Source organism: Salegentibacter tibetensis (genome assembly GCF_020164485.1).
In the GTDB taxonomy this organism is placed as follows: domain Bacteria; phylum Bacteroidota; class Bacteroidia; order Flavobacteriales; family Flavobacteriaceae; genus Salegentibacter; species Salegentibacter tibetensis.
Genome location: NZ_JAIQZA010000028.1, coordinates 34,801 through 58,291 on the forward strand (window position 1 = coordinate 34,801; position 23,491 = coordinate 58,291).

The following is a 23,491-nucleotide window of genomic DNA, read 5'->3' on the forward strand; positions in this document are numbered from 1 at the left end:
CTTGGCCTGTATGCAAAGTTATTTCGATATAGAAGTGCCAGGCTTATCGCTTTCCTGTATTCAAGTTTAATATTTATTGTAGTTTTATAGAATTGCATTTTCCCCAGTATTCTTTTTTGTTAAAAGGATATTTCAGGCGGGATATGACGTGTTGGGGCACATGCTAAAAAAGACATCGAACACATTGACAATGATGAGTAACGACTATCATATTCAGGAGAAAGAAGATGCTATTACAAATGGTTTTTCCATCAATGCTAGTACCTGCACTTTAAAATATAACTCCCAAAAAAATGGCGGGACAATTTTTGGTCATAGTACCAACTATGTTATTCCGATTTATCAACGTCCTTATTCCTGGACGGACGAAGAAGTGAGAAAATTCCTCTCCGATATATTTTCTTCCTATTGGGGTAATGAAGGGCACGTATTAGAAGAACCCATGTTCATTGGAACTATGCAACTATCAGATAAGAATGGAAATAACGAGCAAGATATAATTGACGGGCAGCAGAGATTAACAACCTTTTTTGTTCTATTGAAAGTTCTCAGTGAATCCTATCCTACTAATAGTGAATTACAATCAATGACCTATGATTGGTTGAGTACCCGTGTAAATAACGGAGAACAGCAGCGTTATTTAGAAGAAGCAATAAAGTGTGATCTAACATTTAATGATGAAACCCTAAATCCATACTTAAAAAATGCATTTCTAATAAAAGAAGTTATAGCTGAACAGTTAAACGATGAAAATGATCAGTCTTTTGACATAGACCGATTCATCAAGCACCTATTTAGCAATATCTATTTCGTGGTTATAGAAACTCATGCGGGTCTTTCAAAGACACTCCAAATTTTCAACGCTATAAATACCACCGGACTTGACTTGAATGGCGGAGACATCTTCAAAATAAAGATGTATGAATATTTGCGAGACAAGAAAAACATGGATGAATCGGCATTTGAGGAAATAAGTCGATTATATCAAAAAATAGGAGAACAAAACAAAGCTCTCGAACATAAAGCATCAGATATACTGGATGTTTTGAGCATATATCAGTTCATTCTTATTGCTAAATACAACCTTCCAGTTGTTCTTTATACCTACGCAACTGAAACATTTTATGAACGCCTGTTTGATACGATTTTCAAGATTAATCAGTGGGAACATTTTAAAAACAATGTAAAAAATCTTGAGCTAACTCTTGAAGAAATTGAGAGGATTATTGACATGCGGTATGAATGGGAAAGAAATTGGTATCGTACAGCGGAAGATGCTTGTGCCTATTCGTTTATTGCCTGGTCTAGATATGGCAGATATTGGAGATTACTCATTGTGTTTTTGTTTAGGTTCAGAGAAGAAGAAAACTTTTGGGGGAAATTTTTCTTGTTTACTCGACAACTTAGCAAGTTGTATGTGATTTATAGTATCCGATTCCTGAGAGCCGTTAATGAATTACATAAGTTCACCTATTCCCTAACCAAAGAACTGATGACAATATCCATAGATGAAGTCATTGAGGTCGTAAATAAAAAAATCGGAACGCTTGACGACCATAAAGGCTGGGGTGATTTTGAAGTAGCAATTACAGGAGACATAACCTATAACCGCAAGGTTAAGGACATTACTTGTCGTTTATCGGCAATGTTGGAAGAAAACTACAAGACTACTGACAAAGAAGAAATTGATACAATTAGGGAAAAATTATTTCATGCCCCAATTGATATAGAGCACATTCAGGCATACAATGACATTAAAGAAGAGCAAAGAGAACAAATTTGGAAAGAATGGGGAGACTATATTAATTCCATCGGGAACTTAGTTGTTCTTGAATATAATATAAATCGTTCAATTCGGAATTATGATTATACTAATAAATTGAAACGATATCCTGAAAGTTGCTATGGTATTATTGGCAGCATAATTTCAGAATATCCTGAATGGCATTTGGAAAGCTGTAAAAAAAGGAAAGAAAAAGAAGTTGACAAAATACTGAATTATATTTTTCCATAAATGGTAGGCACATTTGCAATTCAAACTATGCCGACCTATCCAACTGTGGGCAAAAATTATAGAAATGAAATCATACAAGGACTTTTATAGAAAAACAATTGAGTCTAATCCAGAACTGAAAGGTTTGAAATTAGTATTAGGTGGAACAGGGCTCGGTAAAACCTATGGTTTACTTGAAACAATAGACGAGTACGTGAACCAACAGCCTGAGAAAAATCATAAGTTTATTTATCTTACCCATCGGCATAATCTTATAACCCAACAGGAAAAGAAACTGCGGGAGGAATACGGTATATCAACTACCTACCTCAAGAGCAATAAAGAAATTATTCTAAAACTTCACAAAGAAATTGGTCTTCACAATGTTATTGATCAACTAGAAGCTATGAATTATTTTCACTTTGATCAGGAGCTTAAAAGTAAATACCTACGACAAAGCAAATTCAAAAAACTCATAAAAAATATTGAATCAAAATGTAACATTATTGAAACGGAACAACAATCCGAAATAAGAGAAACCATTAATAAAGACCTCAATTTTGATTGTAGTGAATTGTTTAACATTTTGAAAAAACAATCCGTATTGATTTATCGTGAGGATAAAGTAAAATATGAGGCCATTCAAAGGGAGAAAATTATTTGGAACCTTTTTCCTTATATAGAGTTTGAGAACAACCCGGATTGTAATGTTCTATTAGTTACAATTCATAAAGTACTAAGCGGATTTTTCAATGGAAAAACAGATATAAAGCTCACCTCAATAGAAGATAAAATTATTTTTTTGGATGAATTTGACTTTTTAGAAGCAGATGTATTAAAAATCCTTTGTGATGAACCTTCCATAATTAATCCTTTGGAATTTGTTTCCATATTTTATCAAAATTTCAAGCATTGGTCAAAGGCCGATTTTTGGAATATTAATGCTGAACTAAAAACAGTAAAGGAGAAATTTGAGGATGTCCTTCTATATATCGATGAAAGCTGTGAAAAGTACAATATTGGCCTAATGAATGTGTTTGATTTTCGGTTATCAGAAAATACCAATACCATTCAGGCTAATGTACTTTTTCAAACAAATCAGATAATCACACCAAAACCATTCTTTCTCCGGGAGGAAAAAAACTCTTGGGTTATCGAAAGCAACTTACCAGAAAGCTCGATAAGTCCAAGAATTCTCTTCAATATTTTGACAATTTCTACCGGTAAAATTATAGGAGTATTTAATTATTTTAAACATAACCCTAACCTAGTCAATGAGATAATCCAAAAAATATGGAATCAGAAAAACGATAATCAAGGTGGAGTTTATGAAAAGTATATCAAAGAAAATATGCTTTATCACAGAACTAAACCAAAGAACAGAGAAGATGAGACTTCTAATAAAGAAAAGTCAGCATATGATATGGGGTATCGACTGATAAAATTGCTCAAAAGAACTAACACATTTGATCCATATAGTGCTGAACTAAGCCAGGTGGAATTATTTACTACCCCCGAGTCTCTGATTGCAAAACTGGCTGATTCTAATTTAGTCTTTGCATTATCAGCTACCACTGATTTACCACGAACCCTGAGATGTTTTAACTTGGAATGGCTTAAAAAAAATGCTCTATACCTCCCAATGGATGAGGAGGACTATTCTATTATCAAGCAATTGCGAGATGAAAAAGAAGAGAAACGAAGTACTCATTTAAATTTTAAACTTGCGAGGACCTTAAAGGAAAATTCGCCATTACAAAAAGTCCTAGTTGCCCTTTCCCATATTAATTATTTTAATGATAGCACATCTGAAAATTACAGGCAACAGAGAGTTTCCAAGACATTAGAAACAATAGGTTCAATCATGCAATCCGAGAAATTTGCTCACTTAGTTTTTCTGACAACTTTTAAAGAAATAAGAAGGATGTTAATAGGAGATGCCACAGTAAAACAAGTGTTTGAGGAATGTGGTAAGCCTGATTTTAAAGCTTCTAGTATAGTTGATAAGACAGAAAAGTATTTTCACCTAGAATGGAATGGAAAAAGTTGTAATATCATTTTTCTAAGCGCGGACGATGCAAGGAAATTAGAAGATTCCAAGATAGCCTTAGCCAATTATAGGAAAGCATTTACAGCTGATAGGGTAATCGTAATCACCCAATACAACTCCGCAAGTAATGGTGTGAACCTTCCATGTTATGATAAAAGCGGGTATGAAACAGATTTTAGAGGATTACATTTATTGGAGGAAAATCATTATTGGTTTGACGATGAGGAAAAAGATTTCTCCAAATTTAAAAATATTGAAAAACAAGCGTTTTGGTACCTATGGAAACTATGGGACAATAGGCAAATTGACAAATTTAATTTTAAAACCTTACTGAATAAAAGGGCTCCCGAAAACACATATAAGCCTAACATTAAATTATTTAATAGACATTATAAGGCAACCCCAGAAAAAATATTAAATGCTATTTCACTTTATCATCAGGCTATTGGTCGTATCGAAAGAAAATGGGAACATATACCTGAGGTCGAGATTACTCTTGATGAGGGAGTTTTCCTTGAATTTCACAAATACCTGACTAACGAAGATTTTCAAGAGTTGATCCTCCGGCGTGATAAGCAAATTACATCGGGATTGATACTTGAAATACAAAAAAACGTTCTTAAGTTAGCTACTGAGAAAAAAGTTAAAGCGGCTTTTTCAAAGCCTAAATCCATAGCATCCGATAATAAAAGAAGTATTGATTTGGTCCAACGCTTTTTGGAGGTCATTGAAAAATTAAAATTGAATGAATATGATGCTAAAAATTCAGCACAAATAAAAAAGGACTGGTTCAAACTACGTGAACTTGTTTTAAAACATGAGTTTAAGGCTCGGTTTGATTTGACAAGCCTCTCCGAGACACTGGATGCGGAAAGAGATTTGTGCTTTGAAACAAAACAGATCAAGAATAATAAGGAAATTTTTATTGATCCAAGGGGTTTGAAAATTTATAATGAGATGCCTTTAACGGAAGTCTATCGTTGGAATTTAGATTTAGTGTATGAAAGAATAAACAAGAATAATATTATCACCGACTATTTTAAAAAAAATGACTACAAAATATCATTTGACACAAAAGCAATTGGCTACAAGACTCTTTTCACACCCTATATATACCAAGCTGTTTTGCAAGGAGCAATTGGTGAAAAAGCGATTGAAGCATTGTTGGATCACCATGGTATTGAGTTAGAGGATCAGAACGATTTGCCCAATGACCTTTTTGAAATTATTGATGCCAAAGTTAAGGATGCTCCATTTTATCTCGATTTTAAAAACTATAGTAATAGTACTTTGAATAAATTCCACCTTCCAAAAGAGGATGCTGCCTACCAATATCAATTTGATTCGCAAAACTTTATTGCAAAACAAGTGGAAAAGTATAAAAAAATCAAAGCTATTGACCCTGATGCTATTCTATACATCGTTAATCTATTTTCAGAAGATTATCGTGAAATAGATTATTTTGACGGAAATGGGAAAAGACAACATAAAGTTGAGAAAAGCTGCATTCGCATAATTCCAAACATTCTAGTTCCTACCAATGATAACGAAACTAGCACCTATTTTCAATTTTTAGTTCACGAAATAAAGTCGAAGTATGAAACAGCGTAAAACGTCCTCTTTTATAATTGATTTAAATGTATCGTCTTTTAAAAACTTTATTGATGGATGGAAAATTTATCAATATTCATTACCCGCTCACTTAAGGTTCAAAAAAAATTATTTTGGAGTATTACATAATTGGGCGAAGTCCAATATTGACTTCCCTTATTTTTTGCATTTTGCCACTAGAAAAATATATGTTCTTTATGAGAAAGGGGAAGCTCCCGAAAAATATTCATTTGAGGATCATGCTTTATCTATGGAAACCTTTGATGGTTATAAGGATGCAAATCAGTCGCACATTTGGTTGAAGGTTCTGCTTGCTCAATATATGGAATTGAATAATTCTTTCATCAGTAGCGATTCTTTTTATATTCATTCTGAATTAAATAAGGATAAAACCTGGGCTACGGTCCTAAAGGTTAATTTAAAACACGACTATAAAAATACCGAAAGTGCCGTTTTTAATATCGAGGACACGGCGACTAGACTTAGAAGAATTAACCGGGAAGAATACAAAAGATATTATAACCGAGATATACCGTATGGATTAACTTATATAAACGGCACCCCATTTTTTAAACAACTTAAGAAAAATGAACTAGAGGGATTTGATTCGAACATTTTTGTTAGGCCAAAACCCATAAGTGGTAATACTTCTAAAACTACTATTAATTTTCATTCCATTATGGATGAAGCCCACCATGAGAAATCGAAGTCCTATATCATTCAAAATTTTCTCAGTAAGTTTTTAAAATTTCTTTCCAAATATGATATATCTGTTTGGGAAAAGGAATTGCTGTTGGAGAGGGTTGACAAAAAAAGTGATACAGAATCCCTTAAAACCCGAAATTTAAAGATTTCATTAATAGATGGGCGTAAAAACAGATCCATCCCTTTGAGTGAATTGTTTAATGTCTCAAAATCACTTCAACAGAAAATTAATATTACTGAGAAAAAAAATGACAAGTTAAATCCGAATGAATCTTTATTGTTTGTTATGGATTACAATAAGAAGGACTTCAAAAGGTACTATCCTGATGAGGAAGATCCTTATCTAAAACTAACCAAGGCAAGTTCCGAGGCTAAAGCCGCAAAACAGGGTATTTGTATAAACGATCTAAGTTTTACGGATGTGGATTCTTTGCCAAGCAAGGATTATTTTAATTACTCAGGAATTAACCAAAAGGATTTAGAAAGAAATTTGTCCATCTGTATAAACCAGTTAATACTGAAATCAATTCTGTTATCTGGAGACTATAACTATTTGCCGAAAATCGAGATATTAAAGAATAAACTTTTCATTTACAGAGGCAAAGCTCTTTACCTGACCCAGGGTAAGCTGCAAATTACAGATATCGATTCTTTTGAAGAATTGGAAGAGTTAGTTCATCAGGTAACGGGAAGGAACGGCGTTTTGGAAATTTTCTCAGAAATTCATCAATATCACAATCCATTTTCAAAAAAAGAACTGGAATTAACGAAATTTCGTTTAATTATTTCTCAAGATTCGGTCATTGAGTTGATAGACTATCCTGAACGAGCTTTTTATGACGATAATGAACTTCATAATCGGATAAAAAATAGAAATAAAAAACGCTCTATCGCGGAATTTAGAGCAAATGAAACTTCAGAATTAGCATTAGAATATAACGAGTATATTGATAATAATATTGAAGAATTGTCATTGTCTTATGAAGAGCTAAAAGCAAAATACGGAAAAGGAGAAGATGGTTTTTTAAAGACCATATTCTACAATCATCAGGAAAGAAAAACTTATGCAGATACGGTATTTCGAAAGTTTTTGCAGGAGAATAAAGGAATTAAGATAAAGGGGCTTAAGGAAGATGGAATTTTTGCCACTCATACAGGAATATGGTTTGACCGATCAGAAATGCAATACTTTGTTGGTAGAACCCACGGTTATGGGAAATTTAAGCAAGACAAAGGATTTCAAATGAAAAAAATCCTGGTGCATTCTGGACAATTTAATGAAAAATCCTTTTTTCCGTTACTGAACATAGACTTTATAAGGTTCAAAGAATTAACTGTAAATCCATACCCTTTTAAACTTATTGATATGAAAATTGAAATGGATTAATTGGAGGAGATACTTAAGGTTTTATAATTGGCAATTGATAAGCTCTACATTGCTAAACTACAATCTTCGGAGTGATTATTTACCTTTTCAAAAAGAGTTATTTCGTGGCCATTAACCTTTCGTACTAGGAGGTTTTAGCTCACTTAATCTACCCATGCACTGGCACCTGCCCTCCAACTACAGTGTGGATATTTAATGTTTTAGTGGTCACTATGGGCTGATCGGGGGTATAATCACCGGAATTTCAACCATTATAAAAAAATTTGAATACTATGTTTTTTAGATATACTGGTGGTTAATTATGATAAGTGAACTATTACCCGGTAAAATCTTTATATTTGACAAATATTGTCCAGAATATATTTTCTTGAAATAATTTGCAAATGCAACATATACAATTTTTCGGCAATCATCTAAGGCAACTTCGGGAGGAGGCTAATTTACCTTTGAGAAAGGTAGCCGCTGCCTTGGATATTGATCCATCTACCCTTAGTAAAATTGAACGAGGTGAGCGCGTTGCCAACGAGGGAATGGCACAAATTATAGCTCAGCTATTTGATCAACCAGTTGATGAGTTAAAAATTATGCTATGGAGCGATCGTATTGCCGGAGAACTCTGTAATGAAGAGAATATTCCGGAAATTTTAGAAAATACCCGAAAAAAAATAAATTATTTAAGGGCTCAGAGCCTCGAACAAGGGAAATTAGATTTTGAAGAATGAGTATTGAAAAATTAGTTCAAGACTATGAGTCGGATCGTCAGAATTGTTTGAAGACGACCTATAACGAGACACAGCTCAGGAATGATTTTATAGATCGTTTTTTAAAATGCTTAGGTTGGGATGTGGATAATGAAAAAAGGAGAACCCAATATTTAAGAGAAGTATTGCAGGAGGAGCCCATTGAAGTTGAGGATGAGGATTATAAAAAAAATCCTGACTATACGCTCCGAATAAACGGCTCGAGAAAACTCTTTGTAGAAGTGAAAAAGCCTTCGGTAAAGATTTCCGAAAAATCAAATCCAGCTTTTCAAATACGTCGCTACGGTTGGAATGCCAATATGATGGTTTCCGTGCTTACTAATTTTGAATATTTGGTCATCTATGATTGTCGGTATAAGCCCATATACCAGGATAATCATTTGGTAGCTCGCTATAAAATATTTCATTATACCGAATATGCTGAAAAATTCGAAGAGATCGAGGAATTGATTTCCTATGGGTCGGTAAATGCAGGTAATTTGGAGGACCTTTTTTCTAATTTCGGTCCTGAAACACAAACTTTTGATGAATATTTTCTAGAGCAAATAGAACGATGGAGAAGTCTTCTGGCTAATACCGCTGTTGAAAAAAATAATTCTTTGGATGAAGAAAAAGTAAATTTTCTTATTCAACGATTAATCAACAGAATCATCTTCCTTAGAATCTGTGAAGACCGTAGAATTGAAAAATTCGAAACGCTGAGAAAAGTCAAGAGTTATGAGGAACTGAAAAAGTTGTTTCAAATATCTGATGAAAAATTTAACTCGGGACTTTTTGATTTCATAGAAGATACACTATCTCTTAATGTGGAAATTGATAGTTCGGTCTTAATCGAAATTTTCAAGGAATTGTATTACCCTCTCAGTCCTTATGATTTCTCTGTAGTCGATCCCACAATCCTTAGTCAGATTTATGAGCGGTTCTTGGGTAGCCGCATTGCGATGGAAGAGGATCGGGTTGTAAGTATTGTTCAAGAACCGGAGGTTTCCGCTTCAAGCGGAGTGGTGCCGACTCCGAAAATAGTAGTTGAGCAAATTGTGAGGGACACCTTAAGTCCTGTATTAAATCAAAAGGATGATTTGGAGAATCTAAAGGTCTTGGATATGTGCTGTGGTTCCGGTACTTTCTTACTCTCGGCCTATGATTATTTGATGGAGTATTTTTTAAAGAAATTGACGCAGGGGGAACCCGGGAATGGAGAATTAATATCTGAGAATTCCTCTGGCACTTTTAGGCTGACATTGCAGGCGAAGCGTCTAATTCTTACAAAGACATTATATGGAGTGGATATTAATCCTTATGCCACGGAAGTTACAAAATTCAGTTTGTCATTAAAGCTCTTGGAAGAGGAAAACGAAGCGAGTATAAGGGATTTTCGAGAGACTTACGGTGATAAGGTCCTGCCTAATCTTAGCAATTCAATTAAATGTGGAAATTCCTTGGTGGACAGTAATTTTTTCAATTATATGCCGGAGGCATTGGATGATGATGAGCTGCTAAGAAAAATTAATCCATTAGACTGGGAAGACGAATTTCCATTTCTAAAAAATAATAAATTTGATGCCATAATAGGAAATCCTCCGTATGTCCGAATTCAAAATATGGTTCGTTACATATCAGAAGAGGTGAAGTTTTATCAGTCTCAAAAATCATCTTACATTGTAGCAGCCAAGGAATCTCCGGACAAATATTACGTGTTTATTCAAAAAGCCCTGGGTTTATTGAATGACAGAGGATATTTAGGGTATATTGTTCCTCATAAGTTTTTTATTCTAAAGGGAGGTAAATCCCTTCGAAACTTTATAACTTCCAATAGTTACCTTTCCAAAATTTCACATTTCGGAGTTACTCAGGTATTTCCCGGTCGTTCGACCTATACGGCTATATTAATCATACAAAAGGCAAAAACTGATCACACATTATTCAGGCGTATTCAAAAAATCACGCCTGAAGTACTGGATACTTCATCCTCCTATGTCTCCTATGAAACTGCGGAATTCGATTCGGAACCTTGGATATTCGTATCCCCGGCAATTCAAAAAGTCTTTAATAAATTAGAAACGAAAGCCGTACAACCACTGGATACATTCGCCGAAGTTTCGGTAGGTGTGCAAACCAGTGCCAATCCCGTGTATATTTTCATTCCAACGGCAGAAACGGATGAGACCTATACATTTAAATACAAAAAAAAGGAATATTCCATTGAAAAAAAGCTGTGTCTACCGGTTATTTTCAAGACAAAATTCGATCTGTTCGATACTGCAGAAGCGGCAGCACGCTTGATATTTCCATATATGATTACCGACGAAGGAACTTTTCTTATTGACGAGGAAGATTTAAAGAAAACCTTTCCTTTGGGTTATGCTTATCTATGTGATCAGAAAGAACAACTACTTGACCGAAAGGTAAGTGGGAAAAAAATTATGGAGCATTATGAATTGGCTAAGAAAACTAACAAGGAATCGCCGGTGATTTGGTATCAATTCGGACGTTCACAAAGTTTAAACCGATTTCATGACGCTCCTAAATTGGTTTGGTCCGTGATGAAGCAACGGGCACCTTATGCGTATGATGCCAACAACTTGCAATATACCGGCGGAGGGAACGGACCTCATTACGGGTTACTCGTGCGTGATGAATACAAACAGTATTCTTTGTTCTTTTTTCTCGGAATTCTGGCTCATCCGGTTATTGAACGCATGGTACAAGCGGGAGCCAGTGAATTTCAAGGAGCTTACTATTCCCACGGGAAACAGTTCATTAAAAATATTCCTGTCCCCGAAATTAACTTCGGGAATCAAGAAGAGAAAACAAAACATGACACCATTGTTCATACGGTGGAAAATTTAATTGCCACCAAACTCGAAATCAAACGGAATGCTTATGGGAACAATATAGCTTTGTTAAAAAGAAAAATGAACGTTTTAGAGAGGCAGTTAACTGAAAAAGTCAGTGAGTTGTACGGTCTCACGCAAGATGACGTTAGAACTGTAGAAGAAGATCAAACATTTACCGCGGATTTAGTAGTGAAATAAGCAATGGCAAAGGAGCAACCTAGCAAACAAAAACTTAGGGGAGGATATTATACTCCCCAGCCAATTACCGATTTTTTATGTCGTTGGTGTATCGATGAAAACAGTCAACATATTTTGGAACCAAGTAGTGGAGACGGCAATTTTTTGTCGGCTGCAGTACGCAGGCTTCAAGAGTTGGGAGTTAATTCCGAAGAGATTTCCAATCGACTGCAAGGAATAGAATTATTAAGTGAGGAAGCCGTCAAGGCTTCTGAACGACTTCGGGATATGAGAGTCGATCCCGTAAACATTATAAATACGGGAGATTTTTTTCACTTCATAGCAAACCACCCTAATCAACGATATGATGCGGTTATAGGTAACCCCCCTTTTATAAGATATCAGAATTTCCCCCAGGAACATCGGGATGTTGCCATTGACATGATGAAAGATCTGGGTTTAAAACCTAATAAACTTACCAATATTTGGGTTCCCTTTCTGGTTCTCTCTGCACATTTATTAAATGATGAGGGTAAGATGGCCATGGTGATTCCGGCTGAGCTTTTTCAAGTTAAATATGCGGCCGAGACGAGAATATTTCTCTCCGAGATTTTTGAAAGGCTCACCATCATTTCATTTAAAAGATTGGTTTTCGACCATATTCAACAAGAAGTGATATTATTGCTTGGAGAACGAAATGTGGAAAGTCAACGAGGTATTCGTGCAATTGAGCTGGATGGTCTCGATGATTTGGAAAACTTAAACCTGGAGCAACTTCATCAAACACCCGTAAAATCCATTGATCATGCTTCTGAGAAGTGGACCAAATACTTTTTGGAGGAGAATGAAATCCAACTGTTAAAGGAATTAAAACAAGATCCGCGCGTCATAACCTGTGGAGATATTATGGAGGTGGATGTAGGATTGGTAACCGGTAGAAATGCCTTTTTTATGTTGCAAAAAGATCAGGTTGATACTTGGCAGTTGAGTAAAAATACTAATCCTGTGGTTAGCCGATCAAATCAATTGAAGGGAATTAGGTTTAGTGAGGAAGACTTTACGGAGATTTCAGGGACCCAGCAGTCGGTTCACCTTTTTATTCCGCCCAATGAAGCTTTAGAAAAGCTATCCCCGGCTGCACAGAATTATATTCATTACGGAGAAAAAAATGATTTTCATACAGGTTATAAAACACGTATTCGAAAGCGTTGGTATGTCACACCCTCCTTATGGATTCCGGATGGATTTGCGCTGCGGCAAATACATGACTATCCCAAATTAATTTTAAATGAAACCGGAGCATCAGCTACCGATACAATTCACCGTATACGTTTTAAAAAGAATATTAATGGTCGTTTGGTTTCAGCTTTGTTTTTAAATTCTTTATCCTTTGCATTTTCAGAAATTACCGGAAGGAGTTATGGAGGAGGGGTGATGACTTTTGAACCTACGGAAATTGAGGAAATCGCCATTCCTCAAATTGCGGACCTGCCTTTGGATTTTGAAGAAATTGATCAGCTTATAAGAAAACGTCGCATTGAAGACGTCTTGGATATAGTGGATGAAGCTTTTTTAATCGGTTATCATGGTTTTTCAAAAGATGAAGTAAACCGGTTAAGAGATATATGGCGTAAATTATCCCAACGCAGGATACAGCGGAAAAGAAGAAAACCTAAAGCCAATAGTTAAAGCCGTATTATGGAAATAAGTAAAATAGAGGTTAATAATTACAGATTGTTGAAAGATTTTTCGATAGATATGGAAGATAAGCTCTCTCTAATTATCGGGAAGAACAATACTGGTAAAACATCCATTTTATCTATTCTTTCTAAGTTTTTAAAAGAAGCGAAGCCAAACTTTCGTTATGATGATTTCAATATTGATTTTAAAGGAAAATTGGAAGAATTGATTAAGGAAGAAGTTGAGGAAGAGACATATGGATTTCAGGGTGTCAGACTACGCATTTTCATCAGTTATACCAAAAAGGATAACCTAAAGAATATCAGTCAAGTGATGATGGATCTGGATCCAGAGAATAATACGGTAGTTTTAGATTTTACTTATCAGCTGGATTATAGCGCTTTATTAAAACTTAAAAGCGATTATGCTGAATTTGAACAAAAAGAAGTTCAAAAAAAATCAGAAAAGGAAGAAAAGAATGAGCCATATCAGGTAAGATCTATCACGGATTTCCTTAAAAAATTTCATGCACTTTATTTTAAGGTAGGTAAATATTCCCTATTATTTGATCGGGATTCAGAAAAAGTCATTACCAAAGATTTTATTGATTTAAATGAGGATAATTTCAAGGTTCAAGACCTTATAAATTTTCAATACATTAGTGCCAAACGTGGGGTAACCAATACAGAATCAAACCGCACATTATCCGGTCAAACTTCTAGAATTTATAACCGATCTGCGCCGAATGAAGATCAATTGAAAAAAATTGAGGAATTCCAGGATAAATTATCTCAAACGGATGTAGATCTGAGTGAAATTTATAAAGACTTATTTAGTTCTATTCTTGAAAAAATAAAACTTTTTGGCGGTTTGAGGGCCGAGGAAAGTGAAATTGACATCATCTCATCCCTACAGCATCGTGAATTGTTGGAGGGGAATACCACTGTGGTTTACAAACATGATGACACGAATCAACTACCCGAAAGTTATAATGGTTTAGGCTATTTGAATTTAATAAGCATGATTTTTGAAATTGAGATCTTGGTCGAAGAATTCAAGAGAAAACAAGATGAGCGACCTTCGGATATCAATTTACTCTTTATAGAAGAACCGGAAGCACATACGCATCCACAGATGCAATACGTTTTTATAAAAAACATAAAAAAATTGTTAGGTACGGGCATCGAGAAAGAAATTGATGGTAATAAAAAAACTTGGCCTTTGCAATATGTTATAAGTACCCATTCTTCTCATATTGTAGCGGATAGTGATTTTGATGATATTAAATATTTAAAAAAAGAGAATAATAATATAATCGCAAAAAACCTGAAATCCCTTAAAATTATTTATGAAGATTCCAATCATTATCAATTTTTAAAACAATATTTGACCATTAGTCGAGCCGAAATATTTTTTGCGGATAAAGCCGTTTTAATAGAGGGAGATACCGAAAGAATTTTGGTGCCAACCTTAATGCGTAAAATTGACCTGGAGCAAAAACTTCAATTTGCAAAGGCAAATCAAAAAGATACTAATTTGCCGTTATTATCTCAGAATATTTCTATTATTGAGGTGGGAGCTTATAGCCAAATATTTAAAAATTTTATTGAGTTCCTTGGTATAAAATCCTTGATCTTAACCGATATTGATTCGATCAAATCGGAGGATTCCGAGAAAAGTAAACCTAATACCACAGCATGTACAGTGGTAGAAGGTTCGGGAACGAGTAATTCCGCTATAAACTATTATTTTAAAAATTGGTCTTGGGATAAAATTAAATCTGCTTCTATTGAAGATCGAACGCTTACATATGGTAAAGCAAGCCTACTAGTATCTTACCAATTAGAAGAGAAGGGCTATCATGCTCGTAGCTTTGAGGATGCTTTTATCCATATCAATAAAAAATTTATTAATGAAAACATCGAAAATTTTCGAGGTATTAAGAATCGACCAGATTTTAAAGATAAAGGAAATAATGCTTACGTTTTGGCAGACAAGTGCATAGCAAAAAAAACACACTTTGCGTTGGATATTATTTACCACAGTAATAAAAAGTTTAGTAACTGGTCAATTCCTCATTATATAAAAGAAGGTTTATTATGGCTAAAGACAGAGTAGCGCTAGAACCGGAAGTACAGAAAATATTTGGAGCTATTGATAAAGGAGAGAATTTCTTGCTCAGTGGGGGTGCAGGGAGTGGAAAAACCTATTCTTTGGTACAGGTTATTAGACAAATCTTTATTGAGCAGCCTTCAGCAAACATTGCTTGTATTACGTACACCAATGCTGCAGTAAAAGAAATTGAAGATCGTGTCTCTTATGCCAATTTGCAAGTATCAACTATACATGATTTTATATGGGATATCATTAAACATTTTCAAAAAGAGCTGAAAAAAAGTTTAATAAAAATTCTCAATGATAATGCAATAGGGATATCAATAAGCGGATTAAAAAATGTTCCGGAGGATTATTTTGATGATAATCCTATAAATTATAAAGAGTATTTGCGACTTCAAGAAGGAATAATTTCTCATGATGAAGTATTATTGATTGCTCATGAGATGTTTAGTAACTATTCGCGGTTAAGCGATATCTTAAAGGATCGATTTCAATTTGTTCTGGTTGATGAGTACCAGGATACAGACAAAGCTATCATAGAAATACTCTTAGTTCATTTAAAACAAAGCAACAAAAAAAACATAATTGGATTCTTTGGTGATACAATGCAATCGATCTATGATAATACTATCGGTGATTTAAGTGATTACAAGGAACATATTATTCATATCAAAAAAGTACAAAACCGTAGGAATCCCAAAAAAATAATCGATTTGGCTAATATCTTAAGGACCGATGAAATTGAACAGGAGCCGTCCAAAGATTTAGATGCACCAAATATGGAAAATGGTAAAATACAGGAGGGGCAGTTACTATTTTTATATTCTAACAATCCTAATATTACAAATATTAAGACCTACCTGCATGAGCAATATGACTGGAACTTTGAAAATGTAAAACATACAAAGGAATTAAATTTAACCCACAATCTTATTGCTGAGAAGGCTGGTTTTCAAACCTTGATTAATATCTATGATGGTGATGCTATCGTTAAATACAGAGACCGAATTAAAGCCTACATTAAGGATTATAATGTAAATGAAGATTTTTCCGAAAAAACTTTCGGCGAGGTGCTCGATTATTTAGAAGAACTCGTATTGGACAAGGATAAATTTAGGATCCGCCCAACCGCCAGTATGAAACCTTTTATGGAAGAGCATCCTCGGCAACTGGCCAGAGCTAAAGCTTTATCCTATGAAGTTTTTAGGAAGATGTACTTCAGCAAGGATCAATTAATCGATGATAAAAAGCAGTCTGTAAACGAGGAATCTAAAAAGGGATCAAAAAGGGATCGCCTGATTCAACACTTGTTTCGTATTCAACAAACTATTGATTTATATTCCAAGGGGCGCTTTAACGAATTTCTGAAAATTACTGATTATCGATTTAAAATTAATTACGTAAAGGATAAAGAAGAACTAAAGACACATATAGAGGCTTTAGTTCAAGTAGGTGATAAAAGTATAGAAACCATACTTAAGGAGGCTCATACCTCAGGAATTTGTATTATTGACGATCGTTTAGAAGAGTTTAAATTGAAAAATAAATATCTCTACGATCGTGTTATGGAAGTCCCTTTTAAGGAGTTTCAAAAGGTTTATAATTATTTAGAAGGAAAAACGCCCTTTACCACTCAACACAAGACAAAAGGAGCAGAATTTGATAATGTATTTGTTATATTGGATAATGGACGATGGAATAATTACAATTTTGAGAATTTATTCTTAGAAAAAGGATCTCCATCTGTACTCGATAGGACGCAAAAATTGTTTTATGTATGTTGTACAAGAGCTAAAAAACGGTTAGGTATTTTTTATTATAAACCTAGTGAAGATGTTTTGACAGTTGCTAAGAATTGGTTTGGAAAAGAGAATGTTATTTCAGTATAATAGGTCTGGAACTATTAGAAAATAAAAAGATCTCTTTTGAAATATAGAAAAAACATTATCGAATTTCGAGGTGGTGGTATTAGAACAATGAAGCTTTCTACCCGGTATGGCACCACGGAAAATATAGTCTGTAGTGCGGGAATCAAATAATATTTAAAAAATTGCTATTTTATCGTAGCCGTTGAAATAACTCATTCTTGGTTAACTAAGAAAAGAGCGGGTGTAGACTCCCGCGTTCGTGTCACATAACTAAGCTCCGGGTGAGACGGAGCTTAGTTGCAGATTAATATCAGATAACGCCGTCCTTATCAGCCGAAAGTTGCCCCCATCATCTGCTAGGTGTTGGCCACTCCTTAACCGCTATCTTCAACTTAGGATAAATATAATAATTTTCACTAAATAGTTTTTATATGTTTTTCTTAGATCAGAAATAAGAGAAGCAGAACATATATTCAGCCCAAGCCCATGTAATAGCCAGATTTTTCTTAAGTAAATTAATTTCGATTACAGCTATTTATCACCCTTATTTAGAAATTGATTACACTATCCAGTGCCTCATCAGCTTCTTTGTGAATAAAATTTGCTTGATAATTTATGGTGGTAGTTACAGAGGAATGTCGGTAAAGTTTTTGTAGCATTTGAATGGGAATTTTATCACCAGAAATATTTCCAAAGCTGTGACGGGCGATATGCATGCTCATTTTCTTCTTTATCTTCAGTTTTGATGCCACCCTTTTTAGGAGTCGGTTTAAGTTTCTGTTTACACTTTGGGTTCTTATGGAAACTCTATGGGTATCGGATAAGTCTGTGTCTTTGAGATAATCAAAAATCAAATCCTGATGGGACTCTTTCTTTCGATAATGTTTGAATATAGCTTCAGCCTTTTCCGGTGTTTTAAGGGTTACCAGTTTACTGTTTTTGTTCATCCGGTACATTAGCCTACCATCATTAAAATCTGACCATTTTAATTTTAACACATCACCCACTCTGATTCCGGCAAAATAAAAACTGATTAGCCATACGTGCACTGCTTTTTGCTGAGGTTCGGTCAGGCCGGTAGCATTTTCCAGGCGTTGTATTTCCTTATGGTTTAATCCAATTTTTTGGGTTTCTGGAATTTTGATCTGAATTTTTCCTTTTCCGAAGGGATACATGCCTCTGTCAACTAAAGACTCAGATATCGCAAGATTGTAAATAGTACGTATTAAAATCAGATAGTTAACTACCGTTCGGGGTGAGCGCTTTTTATCGTGAAGTAAATAAGCTTCAAATTTTTTAAGAAGCGAAACAGTTATCTCACTAAAGCCTAATTCGTTCTTCTTTAGAAATTTTTTTAGCTTTTTTAAACGTCCTACCTCAGTATCATATTGATGATGTCTGTTCCTGTTTTTTAAATTTTCTAGATGCTTATCTGCTATTTCAAAAAAATCGACTTTTTTATTCTGAGTGATTTTTCTTTTTATGGATCTAACGTTTTGGTATTCTTCACTGCTTTCAGCTTCGAGGACTTTCTTATTTGCTTCGGCAATTTTCGATATAATAAAATTGTTGATGTAATTGGCATTAGGATGTTTTTTCCTCACACACCTATTTGTTTTATCCCAGTATTTTTCTTCAATATACTGACCGGTACCCAGAAACGTACTTTTTCTGTCTTTTGTAATCCTAATTGCTATCGGAAATTTATTTTCTGAGTTCTTTTTTTTACGTAAAACTGCTCTAATGGTTGCCATAATAAATACATTGAATTATAAATATAGTGAATTATGGGTACAACATAGGTACAACATTTATTAGTTTCAAGCCTTATTTTTTAATATTGAAAAATATTAAGCTAATCATAAATCATTGAAAAACAAGGGTTTTAAGTGTATTTGTAGTGCGAAGGTTGAAAACTCATAACCCGAAGGTCACTGGTTCGAGTCCAGTTCCCGCTACAAAGAAAAAAACCACCTAAATCAGGTGGTTTTTTATTTTATACATTTTATTTTCAGTGATTTAGATGGTTCGATTTCGTTTTCCTGTAAATAAGATTAATTAAATGGAAAACATCTAAATTCTTAGTTTTCAATTTCCAGGTCAGTAGCTAAATCCAGGCCGTCCGCAACAATATCAAAAATATCAGAATTGTGTTCTTCACTTATCACTATTATACCATCCATATTTTTATTGGCACTTTCCATGTGCTCATCACTAACTCCAGCAAACCAAACAGATGGGTCGAAGGTGATTTCAGCAATAGCCGATTGATTTTCGGTAAAAACTATTGTTCCTTCCCTTTCTACTTCGAATTCTTCGTCTGAATTAAATTCAAAACGAACAGGATGTGTGGTTCCATCAGGGGATGTGTAAATACCGTTCAAAACAACCCCAGGTTCATCCGTCTCATCGGATAGCTCTACTTCTATTTCTACTTCTTCATAAGTTCCTGCAGGAATTGCTATTGCCCTGATATCTGGTGTAGGAATTCCCGTAGCAAAATCTATCATAACGATTCCTTCAAGTTCAAATTCAACAGAAGTAGAATCATTCTCCGTTTCAGCTTCATACTCCAATTCTGATATGGTAATAAATCCATCACTAAAAACAAAGTTGCCCCCAGAAGTTTGTTTATTAAATGAGGATGCCTGGGCATTTGCCTCAAAAGGGGATGTAACGGTATTAAAATTTATCGATAGTACTGGTTGTTTGGTAGAATCATCTGAACTACAAGCATAAAGGCCAACAACAAGTGTAATTGCCAGCAATTTTGAAAATAACTTTTTCATATTAATAGGTTTTAGATTAAGGGTATTGACATTGATAAAGATAAGTTAATATCTTTTTATATAAGACAACTGAGATACACTTTACCCTACCCGTTTATGTTTCTTTGTTCAATGTAGCGACCGCTACCAAATCTTGCATGAATTGATTCGATATTTCAATTTTACTCGCTACAAAGAGAAAAACCACCTATTTTGGGTGGTTTTTTTATTTTATACTATTCTTTTTTTGGACTTTACATTTCTTTTCTTGGTTCGAGTCCACTTCTTTTGTCAAAATAAAATCTCTGCATTGAGTTGCAGGAGATGTAGTTTATTCGTAGAATTTCTTCAGTTTTAGTTAGTAAAACTGGTAGTTATCAGAAATTATTATATTTAATTGATAATTAGTCAACTAACCAGAAAAAACTATTATGAAACCAAAATATTCTTTAAAGAGTACAAACGTAATTCAACTTGCACCATGCTTTTTGTTTTTGATAATAACCTGTTCTCTGCAAGGCCAATCATTTGAAAAATTAAGTAGATTGGAGACCACTCAAACTCCCACCTTCTTCAGTGAAGGAGCCAATGACCAAGCCCAAGCAATGGCAGCCAGTATTGACGGAGCATTAGCATTTTACAATAAGCATGTGGGTTTTAAGCCCAATGTCACTTTATTGGTTCTTTCACCAGATGACTGGGGAAACTATACGAACCACCCTGTATATGGAATGCCACATTATACTGATAGCAAAACGCTGGTTGTTGCTTCTGAAAACAATCCTTTTTGGAAAGGGTTTTTACCACCATTAGAGAAATTACCAAATCAGTTAGCTGAGAAAATTCGAAGCACTTATACTAACAAGGAAGGGAATTTAAATCTTCAGCCTTTTTTTGATTTAATAGCAATTCACGAGTTGGGACATGCTTATCACATACAGGGGAACCTAAATATCCAGCGCAAATGGCTGGGCGAATTGTTTTGTAATGTATTTCTGCATACATACATAGCCGAAAAAGAACCATATTTACTGCCTGCTTTAACTGTTTTTCCCGAAATGGTGGTTTCTACGGCTAACGCAGACCAATTTCCTTTTACGACCTTAGCGGAATTGGAAGCTAATTACAGGGAAATAACAACAAAGAACCCTGACAACTATGGATGGTATCAGTCAAGATTGCACAGGGCAGCGGGAAATATATACGATGAAGGAGGTATAGAAGCCTTCCAAAAATTTTGGGTAGCCCTAAAGAAACAAAATGAGGATTTAAATAATTCCTTGCTTATATCCTTTTTGTCTGAACAGGTCCATCAAAGTGTTGCAGATGTAATATTGGAATGGGATAAATAAAATCACCAGATATATTAATATTGAAAAATTAGAGTAGGGCAATTGCCTGTAAATCTTGTATGAATTGGGTCGATATTACAATTTTACCCGCTACAAAGAGAAAAAGCCACTTAAAATAGTGACTTTTTTGGATTTATAACTTTTTGTATTTCTTGTTACATCAGCAATTACAGTTATATGAATATTTATTTTTTTGGATGGATATTGCCTTGTTTCTGTAATGACCAAACTATCAGAGAAAGTGTTTTATGATTTTTTTTGTTTTTTGATGAATATCGTTTCAAGCACTATAGCTACTTATGTTATGACAAAAATCTAGACCTTTATCAAGCCGATTCTAACGGTGGAATATTCCCTATATTTGAGTTAAATCAAGAAATTATGTCAAAACCACTTTATTATCTGTTTTTAGCCTTTTCTGTATTCTTCTTAGGATGTGCGGATGCTGAAAAGAATCTAATTTAGCGGAAGCAAATCAGGTATCAACATCAGGCACAGTATTAAATAAAATTGATATCGAGCTTCTGAAAAAGGAGTTGGGAATGGAAGGTGAGGAAAATGATGGTCAGTTTAAAGTTACAGTCCCTCAAAACGATTTAAATGTCTCCGTTGACGACTTTAAAATTATTCCTCCGATGGGATTAGGAAGTTGGGCTGCATTTGCGCCAGGTGCAGAGCAGATAATGTTAATGGGAGATATAGTTGTAACTGAATCTGACTTAAAGCCCGTCCAGCAGGAGATTATTAGACAAGGTTTGACCATTACTGCGATTCACAACCATTTTGTGCGAAACGAACCTGATGTCATGTATATGCACATAGGTGGTATGGGTGATGAAAAGAAATTAGGAAGAAGTGTCAAGGCTGTTTTTGATAAAGTAAGTGAAGTGCGAGGTACGAATCCAGCCAATGCCGAGAGTTTATCTGTCGAAAACACATTGAATATTAAAATTATTGACAGTATTCTAGGTTATCAAGGGAAAATGAATAATGGTGTTTATAAAATAACCATTGGACGTCCTGATGTCGAACTTAAAGAACACGGAGCTCCTGTAAGTACCTTTTTAGGTTTCAACACCTGGGCCAGTTGGCAGGGCACCAACGAAAAAGCTGCAGTAGCAGGTGATTTTGCAATGCTTGCAGATGAGGTAGCACCCGTTATTGAAGCGTTGGTAGAAAATAATATAGAAGTTGTGGCTGTACATAATCATATGGTTCACGAAGAACCAAGAATATTTTTCCTTCATTATTGGGGAGTGGGGCCAGTTGAAGAATTAGCTGTTGGGTTGAAAGCCGCCTTAGATGAGACGGGTAAGAAAAACTAAAGTTTAGACAAACTCCCCGAAGTAGGGCTAATCTACCTATTAATGTTTGCTGTACAACGCAGCCACTTCAATCAAATCATCAACAAATTGGGTCGATATTACAATATTTCCAGCTACTAAGACAAAACCACCTTCAAAGAGGTGGTTTTTTATTGTACCAAATTGATTTTTAGTAATTTAGAATATAATCTCCAGTTCGAGTCCTCCTTCCTTCTTTAGACTTTGATGTATTTAAGTTATTGCTTAAATAGTTTATTTCATATACCATTTGTGAAATGGAAGAGAATTACTGCATTCGGAAAGAGGCCGATTTGAATCAAATCAGGCGGTGTAAAGAACAAATATCAGAAGTTGATGAGGAAGTAAGTGCTTTAACCGATAAACTCTCATTGGTGAGTAACAGCGTAAGACTAAAGATTCTTTATGTCCTTCAGACAGAAAAAAGGTTATGTGTTTGTGATTTAAGTGATATCCTGAACATGACGATACCTGCGGTTTCCCAACACTTGCGAAAGTTGAAAGATAGAGATTTTGTGAAATCAGAAAAGGAAGGTCAGACCATCTTTTATTCACTGCGGAATGACCACCGAGAACTTCTTGCCCCCTTTTTTAATTTACTTAACCATCAAATTGAAGCTATATGAAAACAAAAAATGGATTGCTCGGTGTGGGTATCCTAACTGGTGTCGCCAGCTCCCTTTGTTGCCTAACTCCTATACTTGCTCTGGTAGCTGGATATTCCGGTGATGCTGACCCCTCATTCCGGCCATACTGACCCCCCTAAGGATTTTGGTCAAAAAGATAAGTTAATGACAATATTACAGTTTTTTTCTTAGACTTTCCCCCTTAAGTTCTATAC

General features: G+C 34.7%; 13 protein-coding genes. 11 read left to right on the forward strand and 2 right to left on the reverse strand.

Going from position 1 to position 23,491, the window contains the following annotated elements:
- Positions 1-190: 190 nt before the first annotated feature.
- From LB467_RS13895 to LB467_RS13930, 8 genes are all read left to right on the forward strand, one after another.
- Positions 191-2,014, forward strand: coding sequence for a DUF262 domain-containing protein (locus tag LB467_RS13895; RefSeq protein ID WP_224474651.1), 1,824 nt, complete (start codon positions 191-193; stop codon positions 2,012-2,014).
- Between the two features lie 64 nt (positions 2,015-2,078).
- The gene (locus LB467_RS13900; RefSeq protein WP_224474652.1) at positions 2,079-5,654 is read left to right on the forward strand and encodes a hypothetical protein; all 3,576 of its coding nucleotides are present in this window, start codon (positions 2,079-2,081) and stop codon (positions 5,652-5,654) included.
- On the forward strand, positions 5,641-7,746 hold the full coding sequence (locus LB467_RS13905; RefSeq protein ID WP_224474653.1) for a hypothetical protein: 2,106 nt from the start codon (positions 5,641-5,643) through the stop codon (positions 7,744-7,746). Before LB467_RS13900 ends, LB467_RS13905 begins: the two co-directional genes overlap by 14 nt.
- Before the next feature lie 383 nt (positions 7,747-8,129).
- Positions 8,130-8,468, forward strand: a complete 339-nt coding sequence (locus LB467_RS13910; protein ID WP_224474654.1) for a helix-turn-helix domain-containing protein — start codon at positions 8,130-8,132, stop codon at positions 8,466-8,468.
- Positions 8,465-11,542, forward strand: coding sequence for an Eco57I restriction-modification methylase domain-containing protein (locus LB467_RS13915; RefSeq protein ID WP_224474655.1), 3,078 nt, complete (start codon positions 8,465-8,467; stop codon positions 11,540-11,542). Before LB467_RS13910 ends, LB467_RS13915 begins: the two co-directional genes overlap by 4 nt.
- Positions 11,543-11,545: 3 nt before the next feature.
- A complete protein-coding gene (locus LB467_RS13920) occupies positions 11,546-13,210 on the forward strand; it encodes an N-6 DNA methylase (RefSeq protein ID WP_224474656.1) in 1,665 nt (554 codons plus the stop codon).
- 9 nt (positions 13,211-13,219) lie between these two features.
- Positions 13,220-15,319, forward strand: a complete 2,100-nt coding sequence (locus LB467_RS13925; protein ID WP_224474657.1) for an ATP-dependent nuclease — start codon at positions 13,220-13,222, stop codon at positions 15,317-15,319.
- A complete protein-coding gene (locus LB467_RS13930; protein WP_224474658.1) occupies positions 15,301-17,208 on the forward strand; it encodes an ATP-dependent helicase in 1,908 nt (635 codons plus the stop codon). Before LB467_RS13925 ends, LB467_RS13930 begins: the two co-directional genes overlap by 19 nt.
- A gap of 527 nt (positions 17,209-17,735) precedes the next feature.
- On the opposite strand, the gene LB467_RS13935 is transcribed toward LB467_RS13930, so the two are convergent.
- Positions 17,736-18,941 carry a site-specific integrase gene (locus LB467_RS13935; protein ID WP_224474659.1) on the reverse strand — a complete coding sequence of 402 codons (1,206 nt, stop codon included), beginning with the start codon at positions 18,939-18,941 and terminating at the stop codon, positions 17,736-17,738.
- 327 nt (positions 18,942-19,268) lie between these two features.
- On the reverse strand, positions 19,269-19,976 hold the full coding sequence (locus LB467_RS13940) for a hypothetical protein (RefSeq protein ID WP_224474660.1): 708 nt from the start codon (positions 19,974-19,976) through the stop codon (positions 19,269-19,271).
- 410 nt (positions 19,977-20,386) lie between these two features.
- Here LB467_RS13940 and LB467_RS13945 point away from each other — a divergent pair, with 410 nt between their 5' ends.
- From LB467_RS13945 to LB467_RS13955, 3 genes are all read left to right on the forward strand, one after another.
- Entirely contained in the window at positions 20,387-21,307 is a 921-nt protein-coding gene (locus LB467_RS13945) for a hypothetical protein (RefSeq protein ID WP_224474661.1), read from the forward strand.
- A 536-nt stretch (positions 21,308-21,843) separates the two neighbouring features.
- Entirely contained in the window at positions 21,844-22,632 is a 789-nt protein-coding gene (locus LB467_RS13950; RefSeq protein ID WP_224474662.1) for a DUF1259 domain-containing protein, read from the forward strand.
- A 275-nt stretch (positions 22,633-22,907) separates the two neighbouring features.
- Positions 22,908-23,276, forward strand: a complete 369-nt coding sequence (locus LB467_RS13955) for an ArsR/SmtB family transcription factor (protein ID WP_224474663.1) — start codon at positions 22,908-22,910, stop codon at positions 23,274-23,276.
- Positions 23,277-23,491 lie beyond the last annotated feature (215 nt).

What these genes read in the sequence shown, in the direction of transcription:
- LB467_RS13915 (WP_224474655.1), top strand. Translation starts at nt 8,465, where the DNA reads ATGAGTATTGAAAAATTAGTTCAAGACTATGAGTCGGATCGTCAGAAT.
- LB467_RS13925 (WP_224474657.1), top strand. Translation starts at nt 13,220, where the DNA reads ATGGAAATAAGTAAAATAGAGGTTAATAATTACAGATTGTTGAAAGAT.
- LB467_RS13900 (WP_224474652.1), top strand. Translation starts at nt 2,079, where the DNA reads ATGAAATCATACAAGGACTTTTATAGAAAAACAATTGAGTCTAATCCA.
- LB467_RS13930 (WP_224474658.1), top strand. Translation starts at nt 15,301, where the DNA reads ATGGCTAAAGACAGAGTAGCGCTAGAACCGGAAGTACAGAAAATATTT.
- LB467_RS13895 (WP_224474651.1), top strand. Translation starts at nt 191, where the DNA reads ATGATGAGTAACGACTATCATATTCAGGAGAAAGAAGATGCTATTACA.
- LB467_RS13940 (WP_224474660.1), bottom strand. Translation starts at nt 19,976, where the DNA reads ATGAAAAAGTTATTTTCAAAATTGCTGGCAATTACACTTGTTGTTGGC.
- LB467_RS13945 (WP_224474661.1), top strand. Translation starts at nt 20,387, where the DNA reads ATGAAACCAAAATATTCTTTAAAGAGTACAAACGTAATTCAACTTGCA.
- LB467_RS13920 (WP_224474656.1), top strand. Translation starts at nt 11,546, where the DNA reads ATGGCAAAGGAGCAACCTAGCAAACAAAAACTTAGGGGAGGATATTAT.
- LB467_RS13910 (WP_224474654.1), top strand. Translation starts at nt 8,130, where the DNA reads ATGCAACATATACAATTTTTCGGCAATCATCTAAGGCAACTTCGGGAG.
- LB467_RS13905 (WP_224474653.1), top strand. Translation starts at nt 5,641, where the DNA reads ATGAAACAGCGTAAAACGTCCTCTTTTATAATTGATTTAAATGTATCG.
- LB467_RS13955 (WP_224474663.1), top strand. Translation starts at nt 22,908, where the DNA reads ATGGAAGAGAATTACTGCATTCGGAAAGAGGCCGATTTGAATCAAATC.
- LB467_RS13935 (WP_224474659.1), bottom strand. Translation starts at nt 18,941, where the DNA reads ATGGCAACCATTAGAGCAGTTTTACGTAAAAAAAAGAACTCAGAAAAT.